Source organism: Mesorhizobium sp. M0410, assembly GCF_040321435.1.
Taxonomy (GTDB): domain Bacteria; phylum Pseudomonadota; class Alphaproteobacteria; order Rhizobiales; family Rhizobiaceae; genus Mesorhizobium.
The window spans coordinates 298,741-324,575 of record NZ_JAMYRN010000001.1 but is presented as its reverse complement, the minus strand read 5'-3'; the positions used below and the strand labels follow the sequence as shown (position 1 = coordinate 324,575).

The following is a 25,835-nucleotide window of genomic DNA, read 5'->3' as shown; positions in this document are numbered from 1 at the left end:
AACCACATGCGGCGGATGTCATCGTTAAGCGGTCGACCTGTCGAGAACCCCTCCAAATCCTAAAAACCAGCGGCAAATCCCAAGCAACCAGAGCCAAATCCTAAGAAAACCAGAACCAAATCCCTAAGAAACCAGAAACAGTATCCAGATCGAAGTTATCGCCAGAAACGTGGCGAATGCCAAGGCGGCAAACCGATTCATGGCCGCCCATGGTTGGTCCATTTAGTCCGCTCCCTGCGACGTGGCTGCTGAATCCAGTGATGCTGCTCTGGAGGGCTGCGCCAACCGAACGAATGTTCGTCGCGAAAGTTCCCAAAAACCTAGATCCACCGCAGCCTTTGGTTGCAGCGCAGAGCAGCAACGCGATGCGAACCAGGGGCGGCTGGGCGGCTTTCTGCCAAACCGGAAGGAGTTCGGCTTTGCGTATGTAAAAACTACTTGTGTAGGTGAAAATAGTTGCTACTAATCAGCTGGGCCGGCGCATGGGCGGCTCTGGGAGGAATTTCGGCATGACAAGACTGCGCGGCCTCGCGTGGGATCACCGACGCTGCTGGGGTCCGCTCGAGGCCAGCATCGGGCCGTATTGCGCCGCCAATCCCGGTCTTGAGATCGAATGGGACCGCCGCAGCCTCTATGAGTTCGGCGAGGGCGCGCTTGGTCCGGTGCTCGGCGCCTATGATCTTGTCGTGTTCGATCATCCGTTCATCGGCGATATTGCCGAAGGCGGGCTGATGGTGCCGTTCGATTTGTCGGCTGAGCAGCGCCGCGGCTTCGAACGGGATTCGGTCGGCGCATCCTGGCAATCCTACGCGAGGGACGGGCGCCAATGGGCGTTGCCAATCGATGCTGCCTGCCAGGTTGCCTCGTATCGCCCTGATCTACTGGAGCGCTACGGTTCGTTGCCGCACAGCCATGATGACGTGCTGGAGCTCGGCCGGCGCGCCTTGAAGGACGGCAAATGGCTTGGGCTGCCGTTGGTGCCGACTGACGCCATGTGCCTGCTTTTGACGCTGGGTGAGCCCCGCGAAGACGGCGACGAGTTCATTGCTGGGGAAAAAATCGAGCAGGCCGTCGGGCAGTTGCGCCAGCTTGCGGCGCTGTCGCACCCGAACTCGCCGAAATGGAACCCGATCCGCTGCTACGATCATATGATCGCGCATGACGACGTGGTCTACGTGCCGTTCGCCTTCGGCTATGTGAACTACGCCTCCAGGGCAGACAGGCCGTATCTGCGCTTCGCCGACGTGCCGACACCGCGATCCGCCGGCGCCTTGCTCGGCGGTGCCGGCATCGGCGTCAGCGCTCAATCGAAACACAAGCAGGCAGCCATCGATTACGCGCTGTTTCTGTGCTCGCCCGGCTATCAGCGCGGCGACTACGTGAAATCCGGCGGACAGCCGGGATCGCTGGCGGCGTGGCAGGATGCCGAGGTCAACGCTCTCTCAGGCGGCTTCTTCGCCTCGACGCTGGCGACGATCGAAGCTTCCTATCTGCGCCCGACCCATCCGGGCTTCATCAGCTTCTTCCGCCAATGCGCCCCTCACGCCGCGGCGGCCATCACCGGCGAATTGCCGGCGGCGGAGCTCGCGGACCGGCTGAACCGGCTCTATCGCGAGACCAGGCATGGCCAGCCGCAACGGAGCGTCGCGTAATGGCCACCGATATTGCCCAGATCGTCGACGAAGGCGAAAGCGGCCGCAACGGCTACCGCGTGCCCGCTGTGGAGAAGGCGCTCGACATACTGGAATTCATGGCTGCCAGCGGCGAGCCGCTGACCCAGACCGAGATCGCCACCGGAATGGGGCGCTCCATTCACGAGATCTACCGCATCCTGCTGCTGCTGGAGAAGCGCGGCTACATTTTCCGGACGCAATCGGACCGCTTCCGCCTGTCGCTGAAGCTGTTCGAACTGGCGCATATGCATCCCCCGGTGAACCGCCTGGTCGAATGCGCGCTGCCGGTGATGCGCGGCCTGGCCGCCAATGCCGACCAGAGCTGCCATCTGGTCGTCCGCGAAGGCGAGAGCGCACTGGTCGTGCTGCAGATCGATTCGCCTTTGCCGATGCGTTATTCGGTTGCCCTTGGCTCGCATTTCCCGATCCTCGAAACGAGTTCCGGCGCGGTGCTGCTGGCGCATTCTGGCCGCGCCGAGCGCGACCGCATCGTCGAGCGGATCGTCGCTGCAGGCGAAGGCCAAGGCAGCCGGGCGGAAATCGAAGCGCGGCTGAACGAAGTCGCAAGGCTCGGCTATGAAATGCGCGCCTCGCTGGCTGTCGAGGGCTGCATCAACATCTCGACGCCGGTGCGCGACCATACCGGCGCAGTCATTGCCGCGCTCACCGTCCCGTTCCTGCCGCAAAAGGCCGCGCGCTTCGATCGCAGCACCGTCTTTGAGCGGACTAAGGCGGCGGCCGAGACGATATCGGCGGCGATGGGCGCGGGCGAAGCTGCCGCCTCTTCACGTGCCGACCCGGAACGGCGGGACTATCCGTTCAGCAACTGACAAGAAATACAGGGAGAAGAAACATGAACTGGTCCAAATCGATGCTGTTTGCCTCGGCGGCCGTGCTGGCTCTGAGCGGCGCCGCGGCACAGGCCGAAAACATGCCGAAGCGCATCGGCTACGTCACCAACTACGCCACGCATGAGTGGTATCAGAACGTCATCAAGGGTATGCAGGCCCGCGCCAAGGAACTCGGTATCGAGCTCGAGGTGCAGGACGCCAATCTGGACGTCGCCAAGGAGGTCTCCGCCGCCGAAGATTTCATGGCCAAGGGCGTCGACGTCCTGATCATCACGCCCGTCAACGAGGAAGGCGTCGTGCCGCTGCTGCGCCAGGCGAAATCCAACAACGTTCCGGTCGTGCTCGAAGGCAATCCGGTTAAGGGCATGACCACAATGGTCGCGATCTGCGACTACGACACCGGCTACACCGCCGGCGTCGAAGCCGGCAAATACGCCAAGGAAAAGCTCGAAGGCAAAGCCAAGGTGATGAATGTCGGCCTGCCGCTGCTGTCCGCCACCGTCCTGCGGTCGCAGGGTTTCATGGACGGCCTGAAGACCATCATCCCCGACGCGGTCATGGTCCACGACCTCGACGGCGGCGGCAATCCCGATCGCGCACTCGAAGTCTCTTCGGCGGCTCTTGCCAAGAATGCCGACATCAACATCATCTACGGCATCAACGATTCCTCCTCGCTCGGCGGCCTTCAGGCCTGGAAAGCGGCCGGCAAGCCGCAGGACGGCCTGTTGACTGTCGGCACCGGTGGCGAAGGCCTCGCCTTCATCAATGCGATGCAGAACGAGCCGTCCTACCGGATCGAGGCCGCGATGTTCCCGGAAAAGGAAGGCTACACCGCCATCGATGCAGCGGTTAAGCTCTTCAACGGCGAAGAGGTGCCGGAACACATCGTCAGCCCGACCGCGCCGATGAACGGTGACGCCTGGAAGAAGTTCTACGACTACGATGGCACCACACGCAAAATCAAATGGGATGCCGTCAATTCGCTTCAGCCACCGGAAAAATGCATGAAAACTTCCGCCGATCTGAAGAAGTAAGGATTCCGGGTAGCCCTTCCCGCACGGCGGGAAGGGCAGCGGATCGGATATGCCGACGGAAAAACAGGGCAACCGTCCTGTTTTGGCCCGCAGGTTTCCAAACGGCGACGGCACCGATACGGGCCCGGAAATGAAATGGACATGAGCGAGCTTACGCAATCCTCTGCGCCAAGGCGTTTCATCGGCGGCCAGCTGCTGGGCAGCAGCCAGCTGGTGCTCGGCGTGATCCTGGCCGTGCTCTGCATCGCCATGTCGATTGCGGCGCCGCAATTCTATTCCGAGGCCAACATCATCGCCATCCTGCGCCAATGCGCGCTGGTGCTGATCGTTGCCTCCGGCATGACGATGCTGATCATCACCGCGGAAGTCGACCTGTCGGTCGGTGCATCGCTGGCTTTTGTCGGCTGTATCGGCATGGCCGTGCTCAATTCAACACACAGCCTGACGCTCGGCCTGCTGGCGGCACTCGCCTTTTCAGGCGCGGTCGGCCTGTTCAACGGGCTGGTCGTCACCATGCTCAAGGTGAACTCGCTGATCGCCACCATCGGCACCATGATGATGCTGCAGGGCGGCGTCTATCTGTTCACCCGCGAGGCGGTGCAGAACCACCACCGACTTGCCGGCTTCACCGATCTCGGCGCCGGCTATATCGGCGCGATCCCGCTGCCCGTGGTCGTTGCCGCGGTGATTTTCGCGCTGGCCGCGGCAACGCTGCGCTTCACCACGCTCGGCCGTTATCTCTACGCTGTCGGCGCCAACGAGCGCGCGGTTCGTCTCTCCGGCGTGCGCTCGCAACGCTTAAAACTCTTCGCCTTCGTCGTCACCGGCCTCTGCGTCGGCATTGCCGGCATGATCCTGTCGTCGCTGATGAATGCCGGCCAGCCGACCGCCGGCCGCGGCTTCGAGCTGACGGTGATTGCCGCCGTCATCCTCGGCGGCACCAGCCTGCTTGGCGGCCGCGGCTCGCTGCTTGGCACGTTGCTGGGCGTGCTGGTGCTGAAGGTCATCGACAACGGCATCATCATCCTCGGCTGGAACCAGGATCTGCAGATGGTGGTGCCCGGAATCGTCATCATCCTGGCGACCTATCTCGACATCGTGCGGAACAGAGCCAATGTCGGTTGATTTCCTTCACCCCGCCGAAACCGTGGCTGTCGATAAAAGCGTGCCGGCGCTGGAGATGCGCGGCATCGGCAAGCGCTTTCCCGGCGTGGTGGCGCTGGATAACGTCGATCTGACCCTGGAACCCGGCAAGATCCATGCATTGATGGGCGAGAACGGCGCCGGCAAGTCGACGCTGATCAAGATCATGGCCGGGGTCTACGGCAAGGATGCCGGCACCATTCGCCTGCGCGGCCGCGAGGCCGACATCAAGTCGCCGCGCGACAGCCTGAAAGAGGGCATCAAGGTGGTGTTCCAGGAGATCGCGCTGATCGCCGAATTCAGCGTCGCCGAGAACATCTTCCTCGAAGGCTATCCGACCGGCAAAGGCGGGTCGATCGACTGGAAGAAGATCCGTGCCGATGCGGCCGCCCTGTTCAAGCGTATCGGCTTCAACGTCGACCCGGCGGCGCGCACGGGATCGCTGCCGGTCAGCCAGCAGCAGATGGTCGAGATCGCCCGCGCACTCGCCCATGAAGCACGCGTCGTGGTGATGGACGAGCCGACCTCCTCGCTGACGCCGAACGAGGTCTCGCTGCTGTTCACCGTCATTCGCCGGCTCGCCGCGCTCGGCATCGCCGTGCTCTATGTCAGCCACAAGCTCGACGAGGTCTTCGAGATCGCCGACACCGTGACCGTATTGCGCGACGGCCGCCACGTCTCGACCAGGCCGATCGGCGAGCACACCAACGATACGCTGATCCAGGACATGATCGGCCGGCGCATCGAAAACCTGTTCCCGCGCAAGCGCGGTGCACCAGGCAGCAAGGTCGCCCTTTCCGTGCAAGGACTTAGCACGGCGAAGAAGCTGAAGGACGTGTCGTTCGAAGCGCATGCCGGCGAAGTCCTCGGCTTCTTCGGCTTGATGGGGGCGGGTCGGACCGAGCTCGCCAAGGCGATTGTCGGCTTCGATCCGATCACCTCCGGCACTATTTCGGTCGATGGCAGCCCGCTGCTGCCGCACGACACGCACACCGGCGTCCGGCTCGGCATCGGCCTGCTCACCGAAGACCGCAAGAGCGAAGGGCTGATGGGCGAGCTGCCGGTCTACCAGAACGCCAGCCTCGCCTCGCTCGGTGCCTTCGCCAGGATGGGCTTCGTCGATAAGGCAAGCGAACGCAAAGCGGTGCAGGACTATGTCGACCGTTTCCGCATCAGGACGCCCAGCTTGTTCCAGCAGGTCAAGAACCTGTCGGGCGGCAATCAGCAGAAAGTGCTGATCTCGCGCTGGCTGATGCGCGGTCTCAAGGTGATCGTCGTCGACGAACCGACCCGCGGCATCGACGTCGGCGCCAAGTCGGAGATTTTTGCGCTCATCGACCGGCTCGCCGGCGAAGGCCTGGCGGTCGTCATGATGACGTCCGAAATGCCCGAGCTGCTGGGGCTTGCCGACCGCATCGCGGTGATGTGCGAAGGCCGCCTCACCGCTATCATGTCCCGCGACGAGGCCACGCAGGAGAACATCCTCAATGCGGCGATCGGCTAAGACGATGACGCCTCGGAACGGGACCAAGTGATGAGCCTGGCAGGCACCGACACGATGAAAGCTGGGCCGTCCATGCTGGCGCGGCTCGTCGCACGGCAGGAAGTGGCATTGCTCCTCTGCCTCATCCTGGTGATCGCGTTCTTTTCCTTCACCGCCGAGAATTTCTTCTCTGTGCGCAACATCACCAATGTGCTCGGTCAGGCTTCGCTAGCACTGACAGCCGGCATAGGCTGCGCCATCGTCTTCATCTCCGGCGAGGTCGACATCTCGATCGGGTCGCTGCTGGCGACCATCGCGCTGCCGCTGATCATCATCATGAACGACACCAACTCGCTTGTGCTCGGCATCAGCGGTGCGCTGCTGTTCGGGCTGATCATCGGCGTCGTGAATGGTTATCTGACGGCCTATGCCGGCATCAACTCGCTGATCGTGACCCTGGGCACGATGTTCATCATGCGCGGCGGTGTCTACCTCTACACCGGCCAGCGCGCCATCCCCGACGATGCAGCGCTCGACAGCTTCATCGCGCTGTCGGACGGTCGCCTGTTCAACGTCGTTCCCTATTCGGCTGTCATTGCCCTCGTTCTGCTCGCCGTCTTCGCCTACGTGATGCAGCACCGGCCGTTCGGGCGGCAGATCTATGCCGTCGGCGGCAATCCGGAAGTAGCGCGGCTGGCAGGCTACGACGTGCGCCGCGTCAAGTTCATCTGCTTCATCATCAGCGCGCTGCTGGCAACGGTAGCCGGCATTATCCTGGCCGCCCGCGTCGGCTCGGCGCAGCATACGGCTGGGCTGAATTTCGAGTTCCAGGTCGTCGCCGCCACCGTGCTCGGCGGGGTGAGCCTTGCCGGCGGCATCGGCAGCCTGACCGGCATGGCGCTCGGCGTGTTGATCCTGCAGTTCCTGTCCAACGGGCTGCGCGGGCTCGGCCTGCCGACCGAATGGCAATTGGTCATCACCGGCATGATCATCATTGCCGCCGTCGCTTTCGACGAAGCGAAGCGCCGGCGCGCCATTGGAGTCTGACATGGATCGTCTCAAAGGGAAAACCGCAATCGTCACCGGCGCCGCCGACGGCATCGGCCATGCGATCAGCGAGGCAATGGCGCGTGAGGGCGCGCACGTCTTCCTCGGCGACATCGATGATGAGAAGGGCGAAAAATTCGCAGCCGAGCTGCGCGCCGCCGGCCACCGCGCTGACTACATCCATTGCGACGTGGCGGAGGAGGCCGACATCGCCGCCCTGGTAGACGGCGCCGTCGGCAAAACCGGCCATCTCGACATTCTGGTCAACAATGCCGCCATCGCCATCGGCGGCATGCCGGTCCATGAGATGACCGACGAGCAGTGGCACCGGCTGATCGCAGTCAACCTGACCAGCGTGTTCCGCGGCTGCAAATATGCGCTGCCGCATATGATCGCGCAGAAATCGGGCTCGATCATCAACATGGCCTCGGCGCAAGGTCATATCGGGCTCGACGGCTGGACCGCCTATGCCGGCGCCAAAGGTGCGGTGATGGCGATGACGCGTCAGATGGCGGTCGAGTTCGGCCCGCTCAACATCCGCGTCAACTCGATCTCGCCCGGAACCATCAACACGCCGATGAACGACAAACTGATCAAGGAGATCGGCGGCAATCTCGCCAAGGCCTGGGTGAAAATGCATCCGCTCGGTCGCATCGGCAAACCGTCCGAAGTGGCAGAAGCCGCCGTCTATCTCGCCTCCGACGCCGCCGGCTTCACCACCGGTACCGACCTGCGCGTCGACGGCGGCCTCACCGCGGCACCCCGCTACGTACCCGACCTGCTTTGACAACCAATGAGACAAAAATGAACAAGGCCCTCGAAGGCGTCCGCATCCTCGATTTCAGCCATCTGCTGCAGGGGCCGTTCGCCACGCAGCTGCTCGGCGACATGGGCGCCGACGTCATCAAGATCGAGCGTTCAGGCGCCGGCGACATGTTCCGCGGCATGACCTTCTTCGCCAAATGGGTCGGCGGCTCCGAAAGCCCGAATTTCCTCGCTTGGAACCGCAACAAGCGCTCCATCGCGCTCAACCTGAAAAGCCGCAAGGTGCATGCCATCATCATGGACATGGCTGAGAAGGCCGATGTGGTGGTGCAGAATTTCCGCCCCGGCGTGCTCGCCAGGCTCGGCTATGGCTACGAGGATTTCAGGGCGGTCAATCCCGCCATCATCTATTGCTCGGGTTCCGGCTATGGCGAGGAGGGCCCCTACGTTGAGCGCCCCGGCCAGGACATGCTGATCCAGGGATTGTCCGGGCTGATCTCCAACACCGGCCGCGGCGATCAGGCTCCTGTTCCGGCCGGTGCCGGCCTGGCCGACCAGATCGGCGCCATGAACATGGTCTACGGCATCCTGTCGGCGCTCTACTATCGCGAGAAGACCGGCAAGGGCCAGAAGATCGAGGTCAATCTGCTCGCCGGCATGCTGGGGCATCTCAATCAGGAATATGTCGCCGTGCTCAATCTCGGTGAGGATTTCGTGCGCCCGAATTCCGGCATCGGCCACCCCGGCATGCAGGCGCCGTTCGGTGTCTATGAAGCGAAGGACGGCGGCTATGTGTCGATCGCCATGAGCCCGTTCAAGACGCTGTACGAAGTGCTGGAGGCGCCGCAGCTTGCCGTCTACGACGATCTGAAGACCCTGTTCGACAGGCGCGACGAGGTGTTCGACAAGGTCAACGCCGAAACCAGGAAGTTTGCCACGCAGGACCTGCTGGCGCGGCTGCTCGCAGCCGACATCTGGTGCGCCGAGGTGAAGGACATAAGGCGCGCAGCCGAGGACCCGCAGGTTAAGCACCTGGGCATGATCACCAGCTACGATCATCCGCGCGGCGGCAAGGTCAGGGTGGTCGCGCCGGCTGTCAAGATGAGCGAGACGCCGGCTACCATAGAGCGGCCGGCGCCGCTGGTCGGCCAGCATGGCCGCGAGATACTGGCCGAGTTCGGCCTCTCCAGCGGCGAGATTGCAGCGCTTGAGGCGTCCGGCGATATGACCGTGGATGCTGCCTGACGATGAGCGTTTACCAGACACTCAGCTTGGAAATATCCGGGCGCGTCGCAGTCGTCACCTTCCGGCGCGCCGATCAGCTCAACGCCATGAACCGGCTGATGCAAAGCGAGATCACCGAGGTTTTCGAGGCGCTGTCGCAGGATGACGGCGTCGGCGCGATCGTAGTGACCGGCGAGGGGCGCGGCTTCATGGCCGGCGCCGACATCAAGGAATACGCTGCCCAGACAGCTATCGAGTTCGACGCCTTCCAGGCCGCCGGCACGCGCATGTATGCGGCAGTCGAGAACAACCGCAAGCCGGTCATCGCCGCGGTCAACGGCTTTGCGCTCGGCGGCGGCATGGAGCTGGTGCTGTGCTGCGACATCGTCATCGCCAACCAGTTCGCGAAGCTCGGCCTGCCCGAGATCAAGCTCGGGCTGGTCCCGGGCGGCGGCGGCACGCAGCGCAGCGTCCAGAAGCTCGGCCGCAACCGCTCCAACCTTTTGCTGATGACCGGCGCCATCGTGCCGGCTTCCGAGCTCGTCGCCGCCGGGCTGGTCAACGAGGTCGTCGACGCCGAAAAGCTGATGCCACGGGCGCTGGAACTCGCCGGCATGATAGCCGCCGAACCGGCTGCCGCGATCGAGGCATTGAAGGCGCTGACGGCGCACGCCGTGTCGGGCGACTTGGCGGAAGGCCTTGCCATGGAGCGCGACGTACTGGGCGGGCTTTATCGTAGCGAGACCGGCCAGCAGCGGGTGAAGGCGTTCGCCGAAAAAAGCGCCGCGCGGGCGAAGGCTGGGCAATGACGTCCCTGGTCAAGCAAAACCGGCCGCGCTTCACCGATGTCGAGGGCCTGGCCGCGATGGTCGGCGGCGGCGACGTCTTCGGTGTCGGTGGCCATCATTTTGCCCGGCTGCCGATCGCCCTGCTGCGGGCCATCGCCCGCTTGGGCGTCAAGGATCTTCGCTATGTCTGCTGGGCCGGCGGCCTGCCGCTCGAACTGCTTCTCGAAGCGAATGCCGTGGCGGCGGTCGATATCTGCTTTTCCAGCCTCGATATTTTTGGCTTGCCGCCGCGCTTCCGCGCGGCCGCCGAGACCAATGCCGTGCCGGTCCGCGACTGGACGGCGCTGGCTATGATCCAGGCGCTGCGGGCGGGGCAGCAGAACCTGCCGTCGATGCCGTTTCAGCTTCCGGAGGGTTCGGACATGCTGGCGCGCGTGCCGGGTGCGATCGCCGCGCCCGATCCGATCGCGGGAATTACGACCGGGATCATCCCGGCCTTGCGGCTCGATACGTTCGTCGTCCATGCCCAGCGTGCCGACGAGAGCGGCAATGTCCAGATCATCGGACCACGGGCGCTGGATTTCGCCATGGCCGGCGCGGCGCGCCAGGTGCTGGTGACGGTCGAGGAGATCGTCCCGGTCGGAGCGCTGCGGCATGATGGTCGGCAGAGCATTTTGACCCGCAACCGGGTGTCGGCGATCGCGCTGGCAGCAGGCGGCGCCTATCCCGCCTCCTGCCTGCCATTCTATGTGACGGATTATCAAGCGTTGGCGGGGGCGTTCGCGGCCAAGGAAATACCTTTGTCGGACAGCCTGGGCATGCCTTCGGAAGGCGTGCCGGAGCGGGTTCAAGATGCTGCAAAAGTCGGCGCTGAAACAGTCCTCGCAATGCCCAGGCTCGTGCACGGCAACAAGGAGGCGTCCATCGACGAGATCATCGCCGCCCGCATCGCCGCTGAGCTCGACAATGAGAGCTTTGCCAGTGCCGGCGCGGTGTCGCCGCTCGCCAATGTCGCCTACCGGCTGGCCAAAGCGACGCACGCGCCGGACATGATCATCGCTACCATGAGTTGCGGTCATCTCGACATAGCACCGAGCCCGATGATCCTGTCGCTGATCGAAAGCCTCGATTGCGAGACGGCGGTGGCGCATGCCGGCGGCGACGACACCTATTCGACCTACTATCAGGCCGGCGCGGTGACGCATGAGATCGTCGGTGCCGCGCAGGTCGACCGCCGTGGGCGCGTCAACACCATTGCGCTGCGCAAGCGTGACGGCAGCCTTATCCGGCTGCCCGGGCAAGGCGGCATGGCCGACGTCGCCAACATGCATCGCGATTATCTGCTCTACGTCCCCCGCCATTCCGTGCAGTCGCTGGTCGAGACGGTCGAGATTGCCAGCTCGGCGCGCGGCCTGTTGACTGAGGCCGAACGCGAGCCGATGGGCTATCGGACCGGCGCGGCATTGGTGTTCACCGACCTTTGCGTGTTTCGGCTCGACGGGGAGAGCCGGCAATTGGCCGTCATCGAAACCAGGCCGGGCGTGACGCGCCAGCAGCTCCAGGATGCCACCGGCTTTGCCCTGACATTCGATGCCGATTGCCGCGAACTTGCGCTACCCTCGAACGAGACGCTCGACATCCTGCGAAACCGCATCGACCCGCTCGGTCTGCGGCGCCTCGAATTCGTCAGCGCGAGGGAGCGCAGCGCCCTGATCGCCGAGATCCTCGCCACCGACCGGCGGATGGTCGAGCGCTGCATCGCCGCACAGCGGTCGCATACTGCACCGGATTGAAGGGGGTGCGCATGGCAAAGCCGTTGCTCGAAATGTCGGCCGCCAAGATCTTCTTCGACGGCATCTTCACCAACCCGCGCGTCGCGCATCCTGAAGGCGTGGCCATCCATAGCGACGGCTCGATCTGGTGCGGCACCGAAACCGGCGACCTGTTGCGGCTGGCCGCCGATGGCAGCTCGGTCGAACGGATGGGTGGCACGGAAGGCTTTCTGCTTGGCATCGCTTTCGATAGCGCAGGCAACTGCTTTGCTTGCGATCTCAGACATGCGGCGGTCTTTCGCTGGGATGCCGCGGTGGCCGAGATGCAACGCTTCGCTTCGGCCGGCATCCGCGTGCCGAACTATCCGATCGTCGACGAGGCGCGCGGCTGGCTCTATGTCTCCGATAGCCTCGGCGAAGACAACCGCTCCGGTATCTTCCGCTATGATCTGAAGACCGGCGAAGGCGGCCTGTGGTGCCGCGAGGCCATGGCCTTCGCCAACGGCATGGCGATGGCGCCGGATGGTAATGGGCTTTACGTCGTGGAAAGCCACGCGGCCTGCGTCAGCTATGTGCCGATCCGTGCCGACGGCACGGCAGGACCTCGCCAGCTCGTCGTGGACGGCGTGAACAACGTCCCCGATGGCGTCGCCGTGGCGCCGGACGGTTCGCTGTTCATCTCGTGCTACGAGCCGAGCCGCATCTATCGCTGGCGACAGGATAGCGGGCTCGAGGTGCTGATCGAGGATCCGGCGGCAACCACGCTCGCCCATCCCACCAACATCGCCTTCAAGGGCGATAAGCTCTACACCGCAAATCTCGGCCGCTGGCACATTACCGAGATCGACCTGACGGCGATTTCCTAGATCAAGCGGGCGGCGCTCACCAGGGCTATTGCAGGCGACCGTGACTGGAGCGGATGCGCAGCACCTGCACCCTCGACGGCAGCTCGATCAGGAACTCTTCGTCACGCTCCAGATGGTGGATCTTCGTCGGATCGCCGCCGGTGAACGCCGCCATCGCCTCGACGTTTTCCCAATAGGAGATCGTCACGAATTCCGAATGGCTCGGCGTGTCCTCGCGAAAGGTCTGCACGCCCAGTGCCTTCTCAATCAGCGGCTTGATGCCGGCTTCGTAATTGTAACTCTCGTAGGCATCCGCCTTTTCAGGCACGGTTCTGCCGCGCCAGATACGGGCGATGGTCGGAGTTTTCTCCGTAATTTTCTCTGTCATGGCAACGAATCCCTGCTGGTCTGATTGGTCCGCCGGCGTTCGAAGGCCAGCCAAGGAACGGATCTCCCCGGCTGGCAGCCTCGTATCCCATTGCCAGCGACTTTTCATCTTCCCCGGCCGACATAGGTGGCGCTGCCCGGCTAGGCCTCTTGCCGACCGGTGGGAGACTTACTCCTGGTCCTCGGCGCCGCCTCCGTGGAAGAAGGACCGGATTTCCTGCATGTCGACGCTGCCGTCACCGTCCTCATCGACGGCGTTGAATATCCGCCCGACGAAATCTTGGACTTCTGCCTGAGAAAGCGCGCCGTCGCCATCGGCATCGACTATGGCGAACATCATTCGCATCCTCGCGCCATGCATCCCCCGTCCCATGCCACCGCCGCCACCCGTCTCCCAATCTCGGTCAGGCGTGCCCATCCTGTAGTCGTGATGCCGGCGGTCGCGACCACGCCGTTCCGCCCGGGGCGCGCGATCCTCTTGCATTCTCTCCTCCAACATCTCGGTCATCATCTGGCGCATCATATCGCGCATGGCATCCTGGCTTTGCCCGCTCATTCCGGGCGCCGGAGCTGCGGGCGCGGGCGGGCTCGTCTGGCCGAATGCCGGCGCGGCCAACATAGCCAGCGCCGCGGCAATTACAGTGGTTTTGCTTGCGAGCGTCATCGTAATCTCCATCGGTATGAATTGGTGGCTGCTGCATCCAAGCCAAACCGGCTGCTCGCCTCATGGTTCCTGGTCAGTCGGCTCGACCGCGCAAAAGTCCGCCTGGTGGCGGCAACGAAAGCCGCTTGCCCACGTTGCCGTTGATGCAAAGCTCCACCAGGAGGAAAAAATGGCCGACGATAAGAGCAAGCGGGATTTCCGCGACCGCGATCGCGTTTCGGCGGAAGACGACCGTGAAGTCGAGTATTTTGCCCAGCAGAACGGCATCACCGCCGACCAGGTCCGTCAGCTGATCAAGAGCTTCGGCAATGATCGCGGGCGCCTGGTCGAAGCCGCGAAGGCGTTGCGGGGGATTTCACCTGCCGGAGCCGACGAGGTGACCAGGGAAGCCCGCCAGCAGGCGACACCCATGCATCTCGGCAAACCCGACGAGTGATGCCAGGCAGTTGCTCTGCCGCTGCCGCAGGCGTCAGAACTTGCGGCTCAGATAATCCGAGCCGCGCAGGCCGAACCGCCACTCGGCATCGACAGCCTTGGAAATGCCGATCCGGCGGCCTGTAAGAATGGCGCTGGCGTCGCCCGGCTGCCTGAATTCGAATGGCGGCACGTCCAGTGGCAGCCCGTCATGGAATTTGTCGATTGCCAGCGCCTGGCAAAGACGACCGGGTCCCGAGCAAAGCAGCCGGGGGTCGTCAACACCGCGATTGGCCCGCATAACCTCCAGCCCGGATTGCGGTTCGATTGCGCGGATGAGCACGGCACTGCCGGGCAGGCACACGGCATTGAGGCACCAGTGCAGGCCATGGGAGCGATAGACATAGGCGCTGCCTGGGGTGCCGAACATTGCGCCATTGCGCACCGTCCTGCCACCGAAAGCATGCGAAGCCGGGTCATCGGGGCGATAGGCCTCGGTCTCGACGATGATGCCGCCAACGCCGTGCAAAAGCAGCGTCGCGCCAATCATGTCGCGCGCCACGGTGGTGGCGTCTCGGGCAAAGAATTGGTGGTTCGTGGTCAACGTGCACCGGACTGATCGCGCCTCAACCTGGCGCGTCAGCAAGTTCCCGGACCGGAAGCAAAATGTCCATCCACTGCGTTGTATTCAGCGCAGCATCGCTGCGCCGATGAAAACCGCCGCGGCCAGCACGACGATGGCGGCAATCACCAGCACCGGCCCATATCGGCGCGGTTGGACGTCGGGCTCATCCTTCAGCGGACGCATCGCATTGGCATAGCTCGCCTGGTTGGTAAACTTCGGCGTTTCATGGCGCGCGGCAGGGCTCTTCGGCGGAACGCTGCCGGCCGATTCCGCGTCCGTTTCCATGGGAGCCGCGGCTGGGTCGATCCCCGGTGTCTTATCCCCTCCGCGCCCGGCGTCGATATCGCCCCGCGCTTGAGCCGGGCTTCGCCCAAGAGGTGCTGCGTCGGTCATCGTCGAGGTCCTTTCAGAGCATCGGCCTCAAGCATTCTAACCTGCGTCTCATTCCAAAGTTCCCCCGTTTCAAAGTTCCCCCGTTTCAAAGTGCCAACGAGCGGAAACCGCCTGGGCCTGCTTCCAGGAACAACCGGCGATCGAGCGGGTTGAGCAAGCATCGGGAGAGCAACATGGACTTGGTGCGCCACGCGCCCAGATCGGCAGTTCGAAACAGGCTCCAGCGCATGATCTACTTCACCGCCGACACGCATTTCAGCGACCCGCGCATTTTGCGCATCGACCGCCGCCCGTTCGGCTCGCTGGCGGAGCATGATCGGGCGCTCATTGCGTTCTGGAACGAGACTGTCGGCCCGGACGACGAGGTCTGGCACCTCGGCGATTTTGCCAAGGGCTCGGCGTCCTTCGTGTCGTCGCTGCTGTCGTCTCTTCATGGCAGCAAGCACTTGATCATCGGCAACAACGATGCTGCGGCCACCATTGACGCGACGGGTTGGACCAGCACGCAACACTACAAGGAGCTGACGCTCGGCGGCAGCCTGCTGATCCTTTGCCACTATCCTTTTCGCACCTGGAACCAGATCGGCCGGAAATCGATCGACCTGCATGGCCATTCGCACGGCCGGCTCACCCCGGTCACACGCCAGTATGACGTCGGTGTCGACAGCTGGGATTTTCGTCCGGTCACGCTTCCCACCATCCTCGCCAGCCGCGGCCGCCGGCCGGCGCGGGCAAAACCCGGCTGAAGGCGGCTGGCCGCAACCGGAACCTCTGCGGAGCTGAGGCGTTCGAAAAATTGCAAGGCGTAAAGGCAACGGCAATGGCTCAGAAGATAACGACAGGCGCGAACGACCGGCCGCGCAATGAAACCATCGGCCAATCCGGCGAAGGCCTGCCGGACGATAGCAGCAAGCCGCTTGAGGTCGACGAAGGCTTGGTCGCCCGGTTGAGAAACAAGCTGCAGGGCAAGCCCCGGCAAGCCGCTCAAACCAACATGGACGAGGTTCCGGCAGGCGTCCCCGGCGCCGGCGAGAACATTTGCCGCCGCTGTGCAGGGTCAGGCATGATCGACGGCCGGACCTGCCCCGAATGCGGCGGAACCGGCAAGGTGACGACGCCGATAGGCGGCGGCTGAGGGGATTCGACAGGCTTGGCGACCTGCTTCAGTCCAAGTCCGTCCGGCTGTGGAGCGCCGGTCAGATCGCCGGCACCCACTTCCAGAACACGCCCTCCTTGCGTTCGGGGTAGTGCTTGAAGTCGCATTCGAAGCGCCAGCCGTAATTCTTGGCAGCGGCAAGTGCCTCCTTGCTGACCGGGTTCATGCCCGTCCCTGGCGCGAACCAGTCCTCCAGCAGGTCGTCAGGTATGTAGGCGCCGATCCTCAATGGCAGCTTTTCGAGAACGACATCCATTTCGGGCGGTGCGGGCACGGGGCGCTCCCTTCGGGGTCTATCCACGAACAAATCATTGGAGGCCGATTGAGTTCCAGATTATCGCTGAGATCGGAGGTGACGGTCATGGGCGGGCGGGACTGGATTCGAGGTTCGGCTTTACGAGTACGGCTGAAATAGAAGAACGGCAGTCGGTGCTGTGGCGGTCACGGTTCAGTGGCGGGAAGCTAGAGGTCGGCCAAGCTCGAGTATTCTGTCCGCGCCGGTAGTGGTCTAACAACCCAAGCCGTCCTAACCGTCCACCAAAGCTCAATTGATCGTCGGTGTGGCGTACCAGTCGCTCCTTGACTGTACGCGATCGGTCGATTCTACCTCCTCCGGGGAGTGTTCGCATTCCAAGTTGAAGAAATTGCCAAGGCGGACTGCTGACATGAATCTGCAAGCCCACGAGAATTTGAAGTCTACGATCTGGGAAATCGCCAATCGGCTGCGCGGCCCATATCGCCCGCCGCAATACCGTCTGGTCATGTTGCCGATCGTCGCCCTGCGACGACTGGATTGCGTGCTTGAGCCGACCAAGGACGCTGTACTCAAGGAATACGCGAAGCTCACCGCGCAGAACATGCCGGAAAGCGCGATGGAGCGACTTCTTGGGCGCGCTGCGGACCCTGATCGCAAGCACCCGCTCTACAATACCAGCCCCTACACCTTCGAACGGCTCTTGGGCGATCCCGAGTACATCGCGCCGAACCTCGTCTCCTACATCAACGGCTTCTCGTCCACCGCTCGGACTATCTTCGAGAAGTTCAAGTTCACCGATCAGATCGAAAAGCTCGACGCCAGCAACCGGCTTTTCACCATCGTCAAGGCGATGGCCGACGTCGACCTGCACCCCGATCGCATCGACAACCTACAGATGGGCTACCTGTTCGAGCATCTGGTGATGCGCTTCAACGAGCAGGCCAACGAAGAAGCCGGCGACCACTTTACCCCGCGCGAGGTCATCCGCCTGATGGCGAACCTCGTCTATACGGGCGAACAGGACGTCTACACGCCAGGCATTTTCCGCACGATCTATGACCCAGCGTGCGGCACGGGCGGTATGCTGTCGGAATCAGAAAAGTTCATCCTCGGGCAGAATAGCCAAGCCAATCTTGCCCTCCACGGGCAGGAGTATAACGACGAGTCGTGGGCCATCTGCTGCTCGGACATGCTCATCAAAGATGAGGACACGAAAAACATCGTGCTCGGCGATACGCTGGGCGACGGCAAGAAAGGCGACGGCTTCGAGAATAGCAGTTTCCACTACATGCTCGCCAACCCGCCTTTCGGCGTGGAGTGGAAGGACCAGAAGGCGGTCGTTGAACGCGAGCACAGGGAGATGGGCTTTTCGGGCCGCTTCGGCGCCGGGCTGCCCACCATCAACGACGGCTCGCTGCTGTTCCTCCAGCACATGATCGAGAAGATGCACCCATACAAGGAGGGTGACGAGAACGCGATCGGCTCCAAGATAGCCGTCGTCTTCAACGGCTCTCCGCTCTTTTCTGGCGATGCCGGATCGGGACCGTCGAACATCCGCCGCTGGATCATCGAGAACGATTGGCTCGATGCCATCGTCGCGCTGCCAGACCAGCTTTACTACAACACGGGCATCTTCACCTACATCTGGCTCGTCACCAATCGCAAGCCGCCCAAGCGGCGCGGCAAGGTGCAGTTAATCGACGGCACGCGCTTTTTTCAGCGTATGAAGAAGAGCCTCAATAACAAGCGCAACGAGGTCACCGAGGATCAGATACGCGACCTGACCCGCATCTACGGCAATTTCCGTGACGGCGAGACAGCGGACGTGCGGATCAATGGCGATATCGAAACGCGGGTTGTCTCCCGCATCTTCGAGAACCGCGAGTTCGGCTTCCTTAAGGTGACAGTCGAGCGTCCCTTGCGAATGAATTTCGAGGCGGCGCCAGCGCGCATCGCCCGACTGGACGACCAGTCCGCCTTTGCCAATCTGGCGACCTCAAAGAAGCGCAAAGACGACAAGGCGGCGGCGCGCGAGATCTCGGAAGGCCGCACGCTGCAGGACGCCATCCGCTCAGCTTTGGCCACCCTGGAAGCCAAGGGCCGCTACATGGACCGTGAGGCCTTCGATGCGGACCTGACCCGCGCTGCCAAACGGGCCGGACTGAAACTTGCCGCGCCCATCAAAAAGGCGATCCTCGCCGCCCTCGGCGCGCGCGACCCTGATGCCGAGATTTGCCGCGATGGCAAGGGCAGGCCGGAGCCTGACAGCGAGTTGCGCGACACCGAGAACATCCCGCTGCCCGAAGGCACCGCCCTGCCGCTGCCCATGCAGTTCGGCCCCGATAAGCCAAATGACAGGCTGGTCGAGGCATTCCGAGATGTGATCGACGCCTATCTGGCGCGCGAAGTGCTGCCCCATGTCGCCGATGCTTGGGTCGATTACGACAAGACCAAGGTCGGTTACGAAATCCCGATCAACCGGCATTTCTACGTCTACAAGCCACCGCGCCCGCTGGACGAGATTGAGGCGGATATCATCAAGTTAGAGGGCGACATCGCCGGATTGCTGAAAGGGCTGGTTGCATGACCGTCGTCCCCAATAACATACAACTGGCTTACGGGTTGCTGCCGGATGGATGGCGGTTAGAGAAGCTCAAATTCTTTGCCGATACGCGCAACAGCAATGTCGATAAAACAATTGTCGATGATGAAGAGCCGGTAAGACTCTGCAACTACACTGATGTTTACTACAATAACCGCATCACACCTGATCTTGAATTCATGAATGGCTCGGCAACGGAAGCCGAGATCGAAAAGTTCCGTCTGAAGTGCGGACAGGTGATCATCACGAAGGACAGCGAAGGATGGGACGATATCGGAATCCCCGCGCTGGTCACCGAAGACATGCCGGATGTGCTCTGCGGCTACCACCTGGCTGTGCTGGAGCCAGGACAGGAACTCGATGGCGGTTTTCTGACTTGGCTCTGCCGTTCGGAACCGCTGAATGACCAGTTCAAGTTAGGCGCGAACGGGGTAACGCGATACGGCCTCGGGCAGTACCCGATGAAGAACGCATACGTCGCCGTTCCCCCAATTGAAACGCAGCGACGCATCGCACGGTTTCTGGATGAGAAGACAGCGCGGATCGATGGGCTCATCGAGAAGATGACGGGGCGGGCGTTAGGAGCAAAGGCCCTACGCGATCTTGCCAACGACAAAGACAGAAGTTTTTGCGGTCTTCTTCTAGAATATCGAACATCGCTTATTACCGCTGCCGTAACAGGTAAGCTGGGGATTGTTTGATGGCCGGTCAGGGAAATCCGTGGGACATTCCTGAATGGCATTCGGTGCGGCGAGAATCTGCGCTTGTGCGGCACCTTATTGGCTCGGGTGCCACCGCCTTGGGTCGTGCCAACTACGCAGACCAGGTGGGGGAGTACTACACGGCCTTCTTCGGTTTGTCGGTTGGGCTGGAACGATTGGCCAAGCTCATTCTCGTCGCGGATCATGCAATCGCTAACGCCGGACAAATGCCAGATGAAAGGGTGGTTCGTCGATTTCGCCATAACCTGACCGACCTGATGGAGGCCGCGCACAAGGTCGCAGACAAACAAGCACTAAAGCTCGACTTTCCCCGCCCGACGAATGCGATCAGTCCGAAGATCATTGAATGCCTCGATGCCTTCGCGGATGCAGGGCGGGGGCGCTACGCCAACTTTGCCGCGCTGGGCGATCCTAATCTCGGACAGCATGATCCGATCGGCAAGTGGTGGGGCGAGGTCGCCGAACTGATCCTGAAAGAGCACTACTATGGAAAGGAGACCCAGAAGCGGGTGGAAGGCCGCGCCAGCATGGTCGATGCCGTCATGTCGCCCATCTCCATGGTGCTCTACATCAACGAAATCGGGGACACGATGCAGGATGTGCTCACATCTTCCATCCGCACCGGACAAACCAAACTCGTCCAGCGGTTCGGCCGCTACTATGCGCTGATGGTCGTTCGGTGGCTGTCCGAGGTCTTTTCAGAGCTTTCACGCTCTGCCTGTTACACCCATAAGGTCGAGGCCTTTTTTGGTGTTTGGGAATATTTTCAAACCTATACTGTAGATGACAGCTTTCTAAAGACACGCAGAAATTGGCCTTTGGCTTGATTAGGGGGATAAATGGCCAAAAAATTCTACGATGGTATCGATGCGCTCAAGGCGTTGATCGAGCAATCCGGGCAGCGGGGAAATTGGTCTGAGAGCAACGGCTGTCATCAGTTCCGTTCACAACGCGGCGGTGTCTTGAGCTATTGGCCAGGAACATCGACTGTCAGCGCGCAAGGAAAGTCGCCGGGCAAGGAAGAGCTTGAGGCTCTGCTAGACGAAGGACTCAGGGCTGTTACTTTAGTGGCTCCCGCCGCCCCTGATGGACCAAACAAAAAGGTCTTCGTCGTGTACGGCCATGACAAGGCAGCGCGCACGCAGCTTGACGCCATGTTACGCCGATGGGGTCTTGAACCGGTTATCCTCGACGAATTGCCGTCGAAGGGTCAGACAATTATTGAGAAACTTGAAGACTATACCGAAGATGTCGGTTTCGGTGTAGTGCTGGCCACTCCCGATGATCTCGGCTATCCGAAAGAGCACGAAGATCAGAAGGCATTTCGAGCCCGGCAGAACGTAGTTCTCGAACTTGGGATGCTGCTGGTGAAATTGGGCAGACCGAGAGTAGCCGTCTTACTCGGATCACAAGTCGACATGGAACGCCCCTCCGACATCCAGGGGCTAATCTACATCCCTTTCAAGACGGATGTTCAGAAAGAGGCAGGGCCGCTTCTTGCCAAAGAAATGGCTGAACAAGGATACGCTATCGACGTCAAGAATCTTTGAGGATCGCCATGTCCGGCCACACCGAAAACGACTTCGAGACAGCGATTGAAGCCGGGCTTGTCGCCGCGGGCGGCTACGCGAAGCGTTCGCCAACCGCCTACGATGAGGTCTTGGCGCTCTTTCCCGACGACGTAACAGGCTTCCTGAAAGACAGTCAGGCGCCGAAGTGGGGGCAGCTTGAAGCCCTGCTCGGGGCTAAGACCGACGCGACCGTACTCGACAGCCTCGCCAAGGAACTCGACATCAAGGGCACGCTGCATGTCCTGCGGCATGGCTTCAAATGCTACGGCAAGACCTTCCGGCTGGCCTATTTTCGTCCAAACTCCGGCATGAACCCCGAGGCAGCCGCATCCTATGCCGCGAACCGGCTGACCATCACCCGGCAGGTCGCCTTCAACTCGGTGATGAAAAAGGCCGACGGCAAGAACCGGCGCTGCATCATCGACGTGACCCTGAGCCTCAACGGCCTACCCGTGGCGACGGCGGAACTGAAAAATAATCTGGGAAGCAGTCCACAGCGCGCATCCGACGCGGTCCGCCAATATTGCGATGCGCGCGACGAGCGGGACTTGCTGTTTGCTTTCAAGAAACGCGCGCTAGTGCATTTCGCCGTGGACCCCGATGAGGTGTGGATGACCACCCGCCTCAAGGGCAAGGAGACGGTCTTCCTGCCCTTCAACCGGGGCAATAATCACGGCGCTGGCAATCCACCTGTGGAAGGCAACTGGAGGACCCATTACCTCTGGGACGAGGTGCTACAGGCCAACAGCCTGATCGACATCCTGCAGCGCTTCATGCACCTGGAGGTGAAAGAGCGGCAGGTCAAGACCGACAAGGGAGTGCGCACCATCCGCAAGGAAACGATGGTATTCCCGCGCTATCACCAGCTCGATGCGGTGCGCAAACTCGTGGCTCATGCGCGTAACAATGGATCGGGGCGCAACTATCTCGTTCAGCACTCGGCAGGGTCGGGGAAATCCAACTCCATCGCGTGGCTGGCGCACCGGCTGGCCAGTCTACATGACGACAATGACCAGAAGGTGTTTCATTCTGTGGTGGTCGTCACCGACCGTCGGGTACTCGATCAGCAGTTGCAGAACACCATCTATCAGTTCGAGCACAAGACCGGGGTGGTCGAGAAGATCGACGAGGACACCCAGCAGCTTGTTCGCGCCCTGTCGCAGGGGACCCCGATTGTCATCACCACGATCCAGAAATTCCCGTTCATCTCGCAGGCACTCTCCACGCTCGAAGGCAAAGGCACTGGCGTGAAGATCGATACGGCGGGCAAGCGGTTCGCGGTGATCGTAGACGAGGCGCATTCCTCACAAAGCGGCGAGACGGCGACCGCGCTCAAGGGGATGCTCAACAAGGATGGCATTGAGGCCGCGATTGCGGCGCAGATGTCGGACGAAGAGGATGACGATCTGTCCGACGACGCGAAGGCTGCAATGCTGCGCGACGCGCTGAAGCGCGCCCGTCAGCCAAACCTCTCGTTCTTCGCCTTTACAGCCACGCCGAAGTTCAAGACGAAGGTTCTGTTTGACGAGCCGGGTTCATCGGGCACGTCGCCGTTCCACGAGTACACCATGCGGCAAGCCATCGAAGAAGGCTTCATCATGGACGTGCTCTTGAACTACACGACCTACAAACGCTTCTTCGGCCTTATCAAGCAGGCGGAGAATGACCCCGAGGTGCCGCGCAAGAAGGCGGCGAAGGCGCTCACTCGATATCTCGAACTGCATCCCGTTAACATCGAGCAGGTGGTTTCTGTTGTCGTGGAGCATTTTCGGCTCAACGTCATGCACGAGCTTGGCGGTCGCGCCAAGGCGATGGTCGTCACCGGCTCCCGGCTTGCTGCCGTCAAGTACAAGCTGGCCTTCGACCGCTACATCAAGGTTCACGGATATTCTGGCATCCGCTCGCTGGTGGCCTTCTCCGGCAGCGTCGAGGACCCGGAAGACCCCGGCTCATCCTATACCGAAGTTTCGATGAATGACGGACTGGCTGAAAGTGAGTTGCCCGAAACATTCGAGCGCGACGACTACCGCGTGCTTCTGGTGGCGGAGAAATATCAGACGGGCTTCGACCAGCCGCTTTTGCAGACCATGTATGTGGTCAAGCGCCTTGCCGGGGTGCAGGCGGTGCAGACGCTGTCCCGTCTCAACCGAATGGCTCCGGGAAAGGCGCGCACTTTCGTCCTCGATTTCGCCAACGAGGAAGACGACATCTACAAGGCGTTCAAGCCCTACTACGAGACGACGCCCATCGGCGAGAACGCCGATCCGCACCGCTTGTCCGAATTGCAGCACAAGCTATTGGAATGGGCGGTCTTTGCGCCTGATGACGTCAATGCCTTTGCTGAGGTGTGGTATCGGGGCAAGCGCGATCATTCCGCAACCGACCATCGGCTGATGAGCGCAGTGCTCGATGCAGTGGTGCAGCGGTTCCTTGAGAAAGAGGCGCCGGAGCAGGACGAGTTTCGTGGTCAGTTGACCGCGTACCGTAACCTTTATGCCTTCCTCTCCCAGATTATCCCTTATCAGGACAGCGAGCTTGAAAAGCTCTACGCCTTTGTTCGCAACCTGATCTCCAAGCTCCCACCACCCGGCGATGGCCATGCCTTTGCGCTGGACGACGAGGTGGCGCTTCGCTTCTTCCGACTCCAACAGATGACGGAAGGTTCAATCGACCTGGGTTATGGCGAAGCTGCCCCGCTCAAGGGGCCGACGGACGTTGGAACGGGCGGATTTGGCGAGGAAGCAGTTGCCCTGTCTACACTGGTTTCGAAACTGAACGAGCGCTTCGGCACGAACTTCACTGAGGCTGATCAGTTCTTTTTTGATCAGATACGCGCCAGCGCCGAAGAGGACGACAAGATCGTTGAAGCCGCGAAGGCCAACAACCTCGCCAACTTCTCATCCTATCTGGAACGGATGCTGGATGAACTCTTCATCGACCGCATGGAAGGCAACGAGGAAATCTTTTCACGCGTAATGACGGACAAAGAGTTCCGCTCGGCTGCCCACGAGCACCTTGCACTGGAAATCTTCCGGCGCGTGCGCGACCGGCAAACGGCTGGTGAGGTGAAGTAAGTGCAGTGAAGGAAAGTAAGCGGAATTTATCAGCGATTTCAAAAGCTTGGCGCACCCGACAGGATTCGAACCTGTGACCTCTGCCTTCGGAGGGCAGCGCTCTATCCAGCTGAGCTACGGGTGCTTTCAGGATCGGTGATCCGGAAAACGAACCAGCCGGTAAACCGGCCAGCCCCGGCTTCTTAGCGGAAGCCGGGCCGAGCTTCAACGGGCAATCGCGGACGGACTCACGTTGCCGTAGCGGCCCATAGGATAGATACCTGTCCCGTCCGGCGGCCGCGGCTGCTCATTCGGTCACGGTAAGCACCGCCTTGCCACTGATGCTGCGCTGCCGCAGCGCGTCGAGGGCCTGGCCGACGTCCCGCCACGGCACGGTCAGGACCACGCGCGTTTCGAGCCGGTCGGCTGCGATTAGCGCGAGCAGCGAGGCGATGTCCGCGCCAACCTCCGGACCGGACGTGTAGTAGGCGAAGGTCTGAAGCCGCGCGCCCTCATGACCTGGAACGAACTGGCGGAAGCCGATGGGCGTGAGTTCGCCGCTGCTCGAGCCGAACATGACGACGGTCCCGCCCGGCGCGACCCGTTCGATCGCTTGCGCGAGGCTATCGCCGCCGACCGATTCGGTAATCAGCGAGAACAGTCCTTCGGCCAGCTCGATCGTTTCGACGACCCGCTCGGCTCCCAGGCCGCGGAGATCCGCGGCATGCCGGGCGGCGGCGACCGCCGTCACCGACGCGCCCTGCTGGCGGGCGAGCTGGATCTGGAAACGGCCGACCGCGCCGCTTGCGCCGGTAATCAGGACCCGCTGGCCGGCCAGCTCGCCGCCGAGGCGCAGGGTCCGCAGCGCGGTCGTGCCTGCGACAGGGACAGTGGCGGCGGCAACGAAGCTGACGTCGTCCGGCAGGATGGCAAGGTGGTCGGTTGGAACGGCAACATTTTCGGCCCACCCCGCCTCGTCGACCAGAGCCGCAACGCGGGCGCCGACGGCCGGCCCGGAGCCATCGGCCGCGGCGCGCTCGACAATTCCGGCGACGTCCTGGCCAGGCACCCAGCCGTTCGGGCGGATGTTGAGCAGGCGCAGTTCGCCGCGGTTCAGCGAGACTGCCCGGACCGAGACCAGCGCCTCGTGCGGGGCGGGCTCGGGTTCGCCAAGCTCGGCGAGCCGCAACCCGGTGGCGCTGTCCGGAGATGTGACTAAGGCGAGCATGGCGTCATGGCTCCTTGCTGCGGCGTGCCATGCCTCGGACGTGCCCGGCTTGGCGGGGCAGGCGCGGGTCGGAGGATCTCGGAGGCCAGCCGCACGTCGAGGGAGCGGGCCACCAAGCCGTCGCCGTCTCCGATGGCCG

25 protein-coding genes and 1 tRNA gene are annotated in these 25,835 nt (G+C 62.2%); 19 read left to right on the top strand and 7 right to left on the bottom strand.

What is annotated here, in order from left to right; all coding sequences use genetic code 11:
* Nucleotides 1–509 precede the first annotated feature (509 nt).
* From NKI63_RS01645 to NKI63_RS01595, 11 genes are all read left to right on the top strand, one after another.
* A complete protein-coding gene (locus tag NKI63_RS01645) occupies nt 510–1,652 on the top strand; it encodes an extracellular solute-binding protein (RefSeq protein WP_352686285.1) in 1,143 nt (380 codons plus the stop codon).
* Nucleotides 1,652–2,503: an IclR family transcriptional regulator gene (locus NKI63_RS01640; protein WP_352507026.1), complete on the top strand. Its 852-nt coding sequence runs from the start codon at nt 1,652–1,654 to the stop codon at nt 2,501–2,503. Before NKI63_RS01645 ends, NKI63_RS01640 begins: the two co-directional genes overlap by 1 nt.
* A gap of 23 nt (nt 2,504–2,526) precedes the next feature.
* Nucleotides 2,527–3,558 (top strand): sugar ABC transporter substrate-binding protein, encoded by a 1,032-nt coding sequence (locus NKI63_RS01635; protein ID WP_352507025.1) that lies wholly within the window; start codon nt 2,527–2,529, stop codon nt 3,556–3,558.
* Nucleotides 3,559–3,699: 141 nt separating this feature from the next.
* The gene (locus NKI63_RS01630; protein ID WP_352507024.1) at nt 3,700–4,683 is read left to right on the top strand and encodes an ABC transporter permease; all 984 of its coding nucleotides are present in this window, start codon (nt 3,700–3,702) and stop codon (nt 4,681–4,683) included.
* The gene (locus NKI63_RS01625; protein WP_352507023.1) at nt 4,673–6,205 is read left to right on the top strand and encodes a sugar ABC transporter ATP-binding protein; all 1,533 of its coding nucleotides are present in this window, start codon (nt 4,673–4,675) and stop codon (nt 6,203–6,205) included. The genes NKI63_RS01630 and NKI63_RS01625 overlap by 11 nt, the downstream gene beginning before the upstream one ends.
* Before the next feature lie 30 nt (nt 6,206–6,235).
* Nucleotides 6,236–7,231 carry an ABC transporter permease gene (locus NKI63_RS01620; RefSeq protein ID WP_352686289.1) on the top strand — a complete coding sequence of 332 codons (996 nt, stop codon included), beginning with the start codon at nt 6,236–6,238 and terminating at the stop codon, nt 7,229–7,231.
* 1 nt (nt 7,232) lies between these two features.
* Nucleotides 7,233–8,018 carry an SDR family NAD(P)-dependent oxidoreductase gene (locus tag NKI63_RS01615; protein ID WP_352507021.1) on the top strand — a complete coding sequence of 262 codons (786 nt, stop codon included), beginning with the start codon at nt 7,233–7,235 and terminating at the stop codon, nt 8,016–8,018.
* 17 nt (nt 8,019–8,035) lie between these two features.
* A complete protein-coding gene (locus NKI63_RS01610; RefSeq protein WP_352820289.1) occupies nt 8,036–9,241 on the top strand; it encodes a CaiB/BaiF CoA transferase family protein in 1,206 nt (401 codons plus the stop codon).
* A 2-nt stretch (nt 9,242–9,243) separates the two neighbouring features.
* Nucleotides 9,244–10,029, top strand: coding sequence for an enoyl-CoA hydratase/isomerase family protein (locus NKI63_RS01605; protein ID WP_352686292.1), 786 nt, complete (start codon nt 9,244–9,246; stop codon nt 10,027–10,029).
* Nucleotides 10,026–11,801, top strand: coding sequence for a CoA-transferase (locus tag NKI63_RS01600; protein WP_352686295.1), 1,776 nt, complete (start codon nt 10,026–10,028; stop codon nt 11,799–11,801). The genes NKI63_RS01605 and NKI63_RS01600 overlap by 4 nt, the downstream gene beginning before the upstream one ends.
* An 11-nt stretch (nt 11,802–11,812) precedes the next feature.
* Nucleotides 11,813–12,646: an SMP-30/gluconolactonase/LRE family protein gene (locus tag NKI63_RS01595; RefSeq protein WP_352820287.1), complete on the top strand. Its 834-nt coding sequence runs from the start codon at nt 11,813–11,815 to the stop codon at nt 12,644–12,646.
* 25 nt (nt 12,647–12,671) lie between these two features.
* On the opposite strand, the gene NKI63_RS01590 is transcribed toward NKI63_RS01595, so the two are convergent.
* Both NKI63_RS01590 and NKI63_RS01585 read right to left on the bottom strand, forming a co-directional pair.
* Nucleotides 12,672–13,013 (bottom strand): antibiotic biosynthesis monooxygenase family protein, encoded by a 342-nt coding sequence (locus NKI63_RS01590; RefSeq protein ID WP_352820285.1) that lies wholly within the window; start codon nt 13,011–13,013, stop codon nt 12,672–12,674.
* A 168-nt stretch (nt 13,014–13,181) separates the two neighbouring features.
* Entirely contained in the window at nt 13,182–13,676 is a 495-nt protein-coding gene (locus NKI63_RS01585) for an EF-hand domain-containing protein (protein WP_352820283.1), read from the bottom strand.
* A 169-nt stretch (nt 13,677–13,845) separates the two neighbouring features.
* On the opposite strand from NKI63_RS01585, the gene NKI63_RS01580 reads away from it, so the two are divergent.
* Complete coding sequence (locus tag NKI63_RS01580; RefSeq protein WP_352476970.1) at nt 13,846–14,112, top strand: DUF3606 domain-containing protein; 267 nt, start codon at nt 13,846–13,848, stop codon at nt 14,110–14,112.
* Between the two features lie 33 nt (nt 14,113–14,145).
* Here the strand turns inward: NKI63_RS01580 and NKI63_RS01575 are convergent, their stop codons facing one another.
* Nucleotides 14,146–14,694, bottom strand: a complete 549-nt coding sequence (locus NKI63_RS01575) for a DNA-3-methyladenine glycosylase (RefSeq protein WP_352820281.1) — start codon at nt 14,692–14,694, stop codon at nt 14,146–14,148.
* A gap of 84 nt (nt 14,695–14,778) precedes the next feature.
* Nucleotides 14,779–15,108, bottom strand: a complete 330-nt coding sequence (locus tag NKI63_RS01570; protein ID WP_352820279.1) for a hypothetical protein — start codon at nt 15,106–15,108, stop codon at nt 14,779–14,781.
* 227 nt (nt 15,109–15,335) lie between these two features.
* Here NKI63_RS01570 and NKI63_RS01565 point away from each other — a divergent pair, with 227 nt between their 5' ends.
* Together NKI63_RS01565 and NKI63_RS01560 are read left to right on the top strand one after the other, a co-directional pair.
* Nucleotides 15,336–15,854 (top strand): metallophosphoesterase, encoded by a 519-nt coding sequence (locus NKI63_RS01565; protein WP_352820277.1) that lies wholly within the window; start codon nt 15,336–15,338, stop codon nt 15,852–15,854.
* A gap of 74 nt (nt 15,855–15,928) precedes the next feature.
* A complete protein-coding gene (locus NKI63_RS01560) occupies nt 15,929–16,243 on the top strand; it encodes a hypothetical protein (RefSeq protein ID WP_352820364.1) in 315 nt (104 codons plus the stop codon).
* 61 nt (nt 16,244–16,304) lie between these two features.
* Here NKI63_RS01560 and NKI63_RS01555 read toward each other — a convergent pair whose 3' ends face one another.
* Nucleotides 16,305–16,538, bottom strand: a complete 234-nt coding sequence (locus NKI63_RS01555; RefSeq protein WP_352800917.1) for a hypothetical protein — start codon at nt 16,536–16,538, stop codon at nt 16,305–16,307.
* A 391-nt stretch (nt 16,539–16,929) separates the two neighbouring features.
* On the opposite strand from NKI63_RS01555, the gene NKI63_RS01550 reads away from it, so the two are divergent.
* The 5 genes from NKI63_RS01550 to NKI63_RS01530 are packed head-to-tail and all read left to right on the top strand — an operon-like array spanning nt 16,930 to nt 24,489.
* Nucleotides 16,930–19,107 carry a type I restriction-modification system subunit M gene (locus NKI63_RS01550; RefSeq protein WP_352820275.1) on the top strand — a complete coding sequence of 726 codons (2,178 nt, stop codon included), beginning with the start codon at nt 16,930–16,932 and terminating at the stop codon, nt 19,105–19,107.
* Nucleotides 19,104–19,823: a restriction endonuclease subunit S gene (locus NKI63_RS01545; RefSeq protein ID WP_352820273.1), complete on the top strand. Its 720-nt coding sequence runs from the start codon at nt 19,104–19,106 to the stop codon at nt 19,821–19,823. Before NKI63_RS01550 ends, NKI63_RS01545 begins: the two co-directional genes overlap by 4 nt.
* Nucleotides 19,823–20,671: a hypothetical protein gene (locus NKI63_RS01540; protein ID WP_352820271.1), complete on the top strand. Its 849-nt coding sequence runs from the start codon at nt 19,823–19,825 to the stop codon at nt 20,669–20,671. Before NKI63_RS01545 ends, NKI63_RS01540 begins: the two co-directional genes overlap by 1 nt.
* Before the next feature lie 12 nt (nt 20,672–20,683).
* A complete protein-coding gene (locus tag NKI63_RS01535; protein ID WP_352820269.1) occupies nt 20,684–21,394 on the top strand; it encodes a TIR domain-containing protein in 711 nt (236 codons plus the stop codon).
* Between the two features lie 8 nt (nt 21,395–21,402).
* Entirely contained in the window at nt 21,403–24,489 is a 3,087-nt protein-coding gene (locus tag NKI63_RS01530) for a type I restriction endonuclease subunit R (RefSeq protein ID WP_352820268.1), read from the top strand.
* A gap of 47 nt (nt 24,490–24,536) precedes the next feature.
* On the opposite strand, the gene NKI63_RS01525 is transcribed toward NKI63_RS01530, so the two are convergent.
* Both NKI63_RS01525 and NKI63_RS01520 read right to left on the bottom strand, forming a co-directional pair.
* A tRNA-Arg gene (locus NKI63_RS01525) sits at nt 24,537–24,613 on the bottom strand.
* 162 nt (nt 24,614–24,775) lie between these two features.
* Nucleotides 24,776–25,696 (bottom strand): zinc-binding dehydrogenase, encoded by a 921-nt coding sequence (locus tag NKI63_RS01520; protein ID WP_352820266.1) that lies wholly within the window; start codon nt 25,694–25,696, stop codon nt 24,776–24,778.
* Between the last annotated feature and the right edge of the window lie 139 nt (nt 25,697–25,835).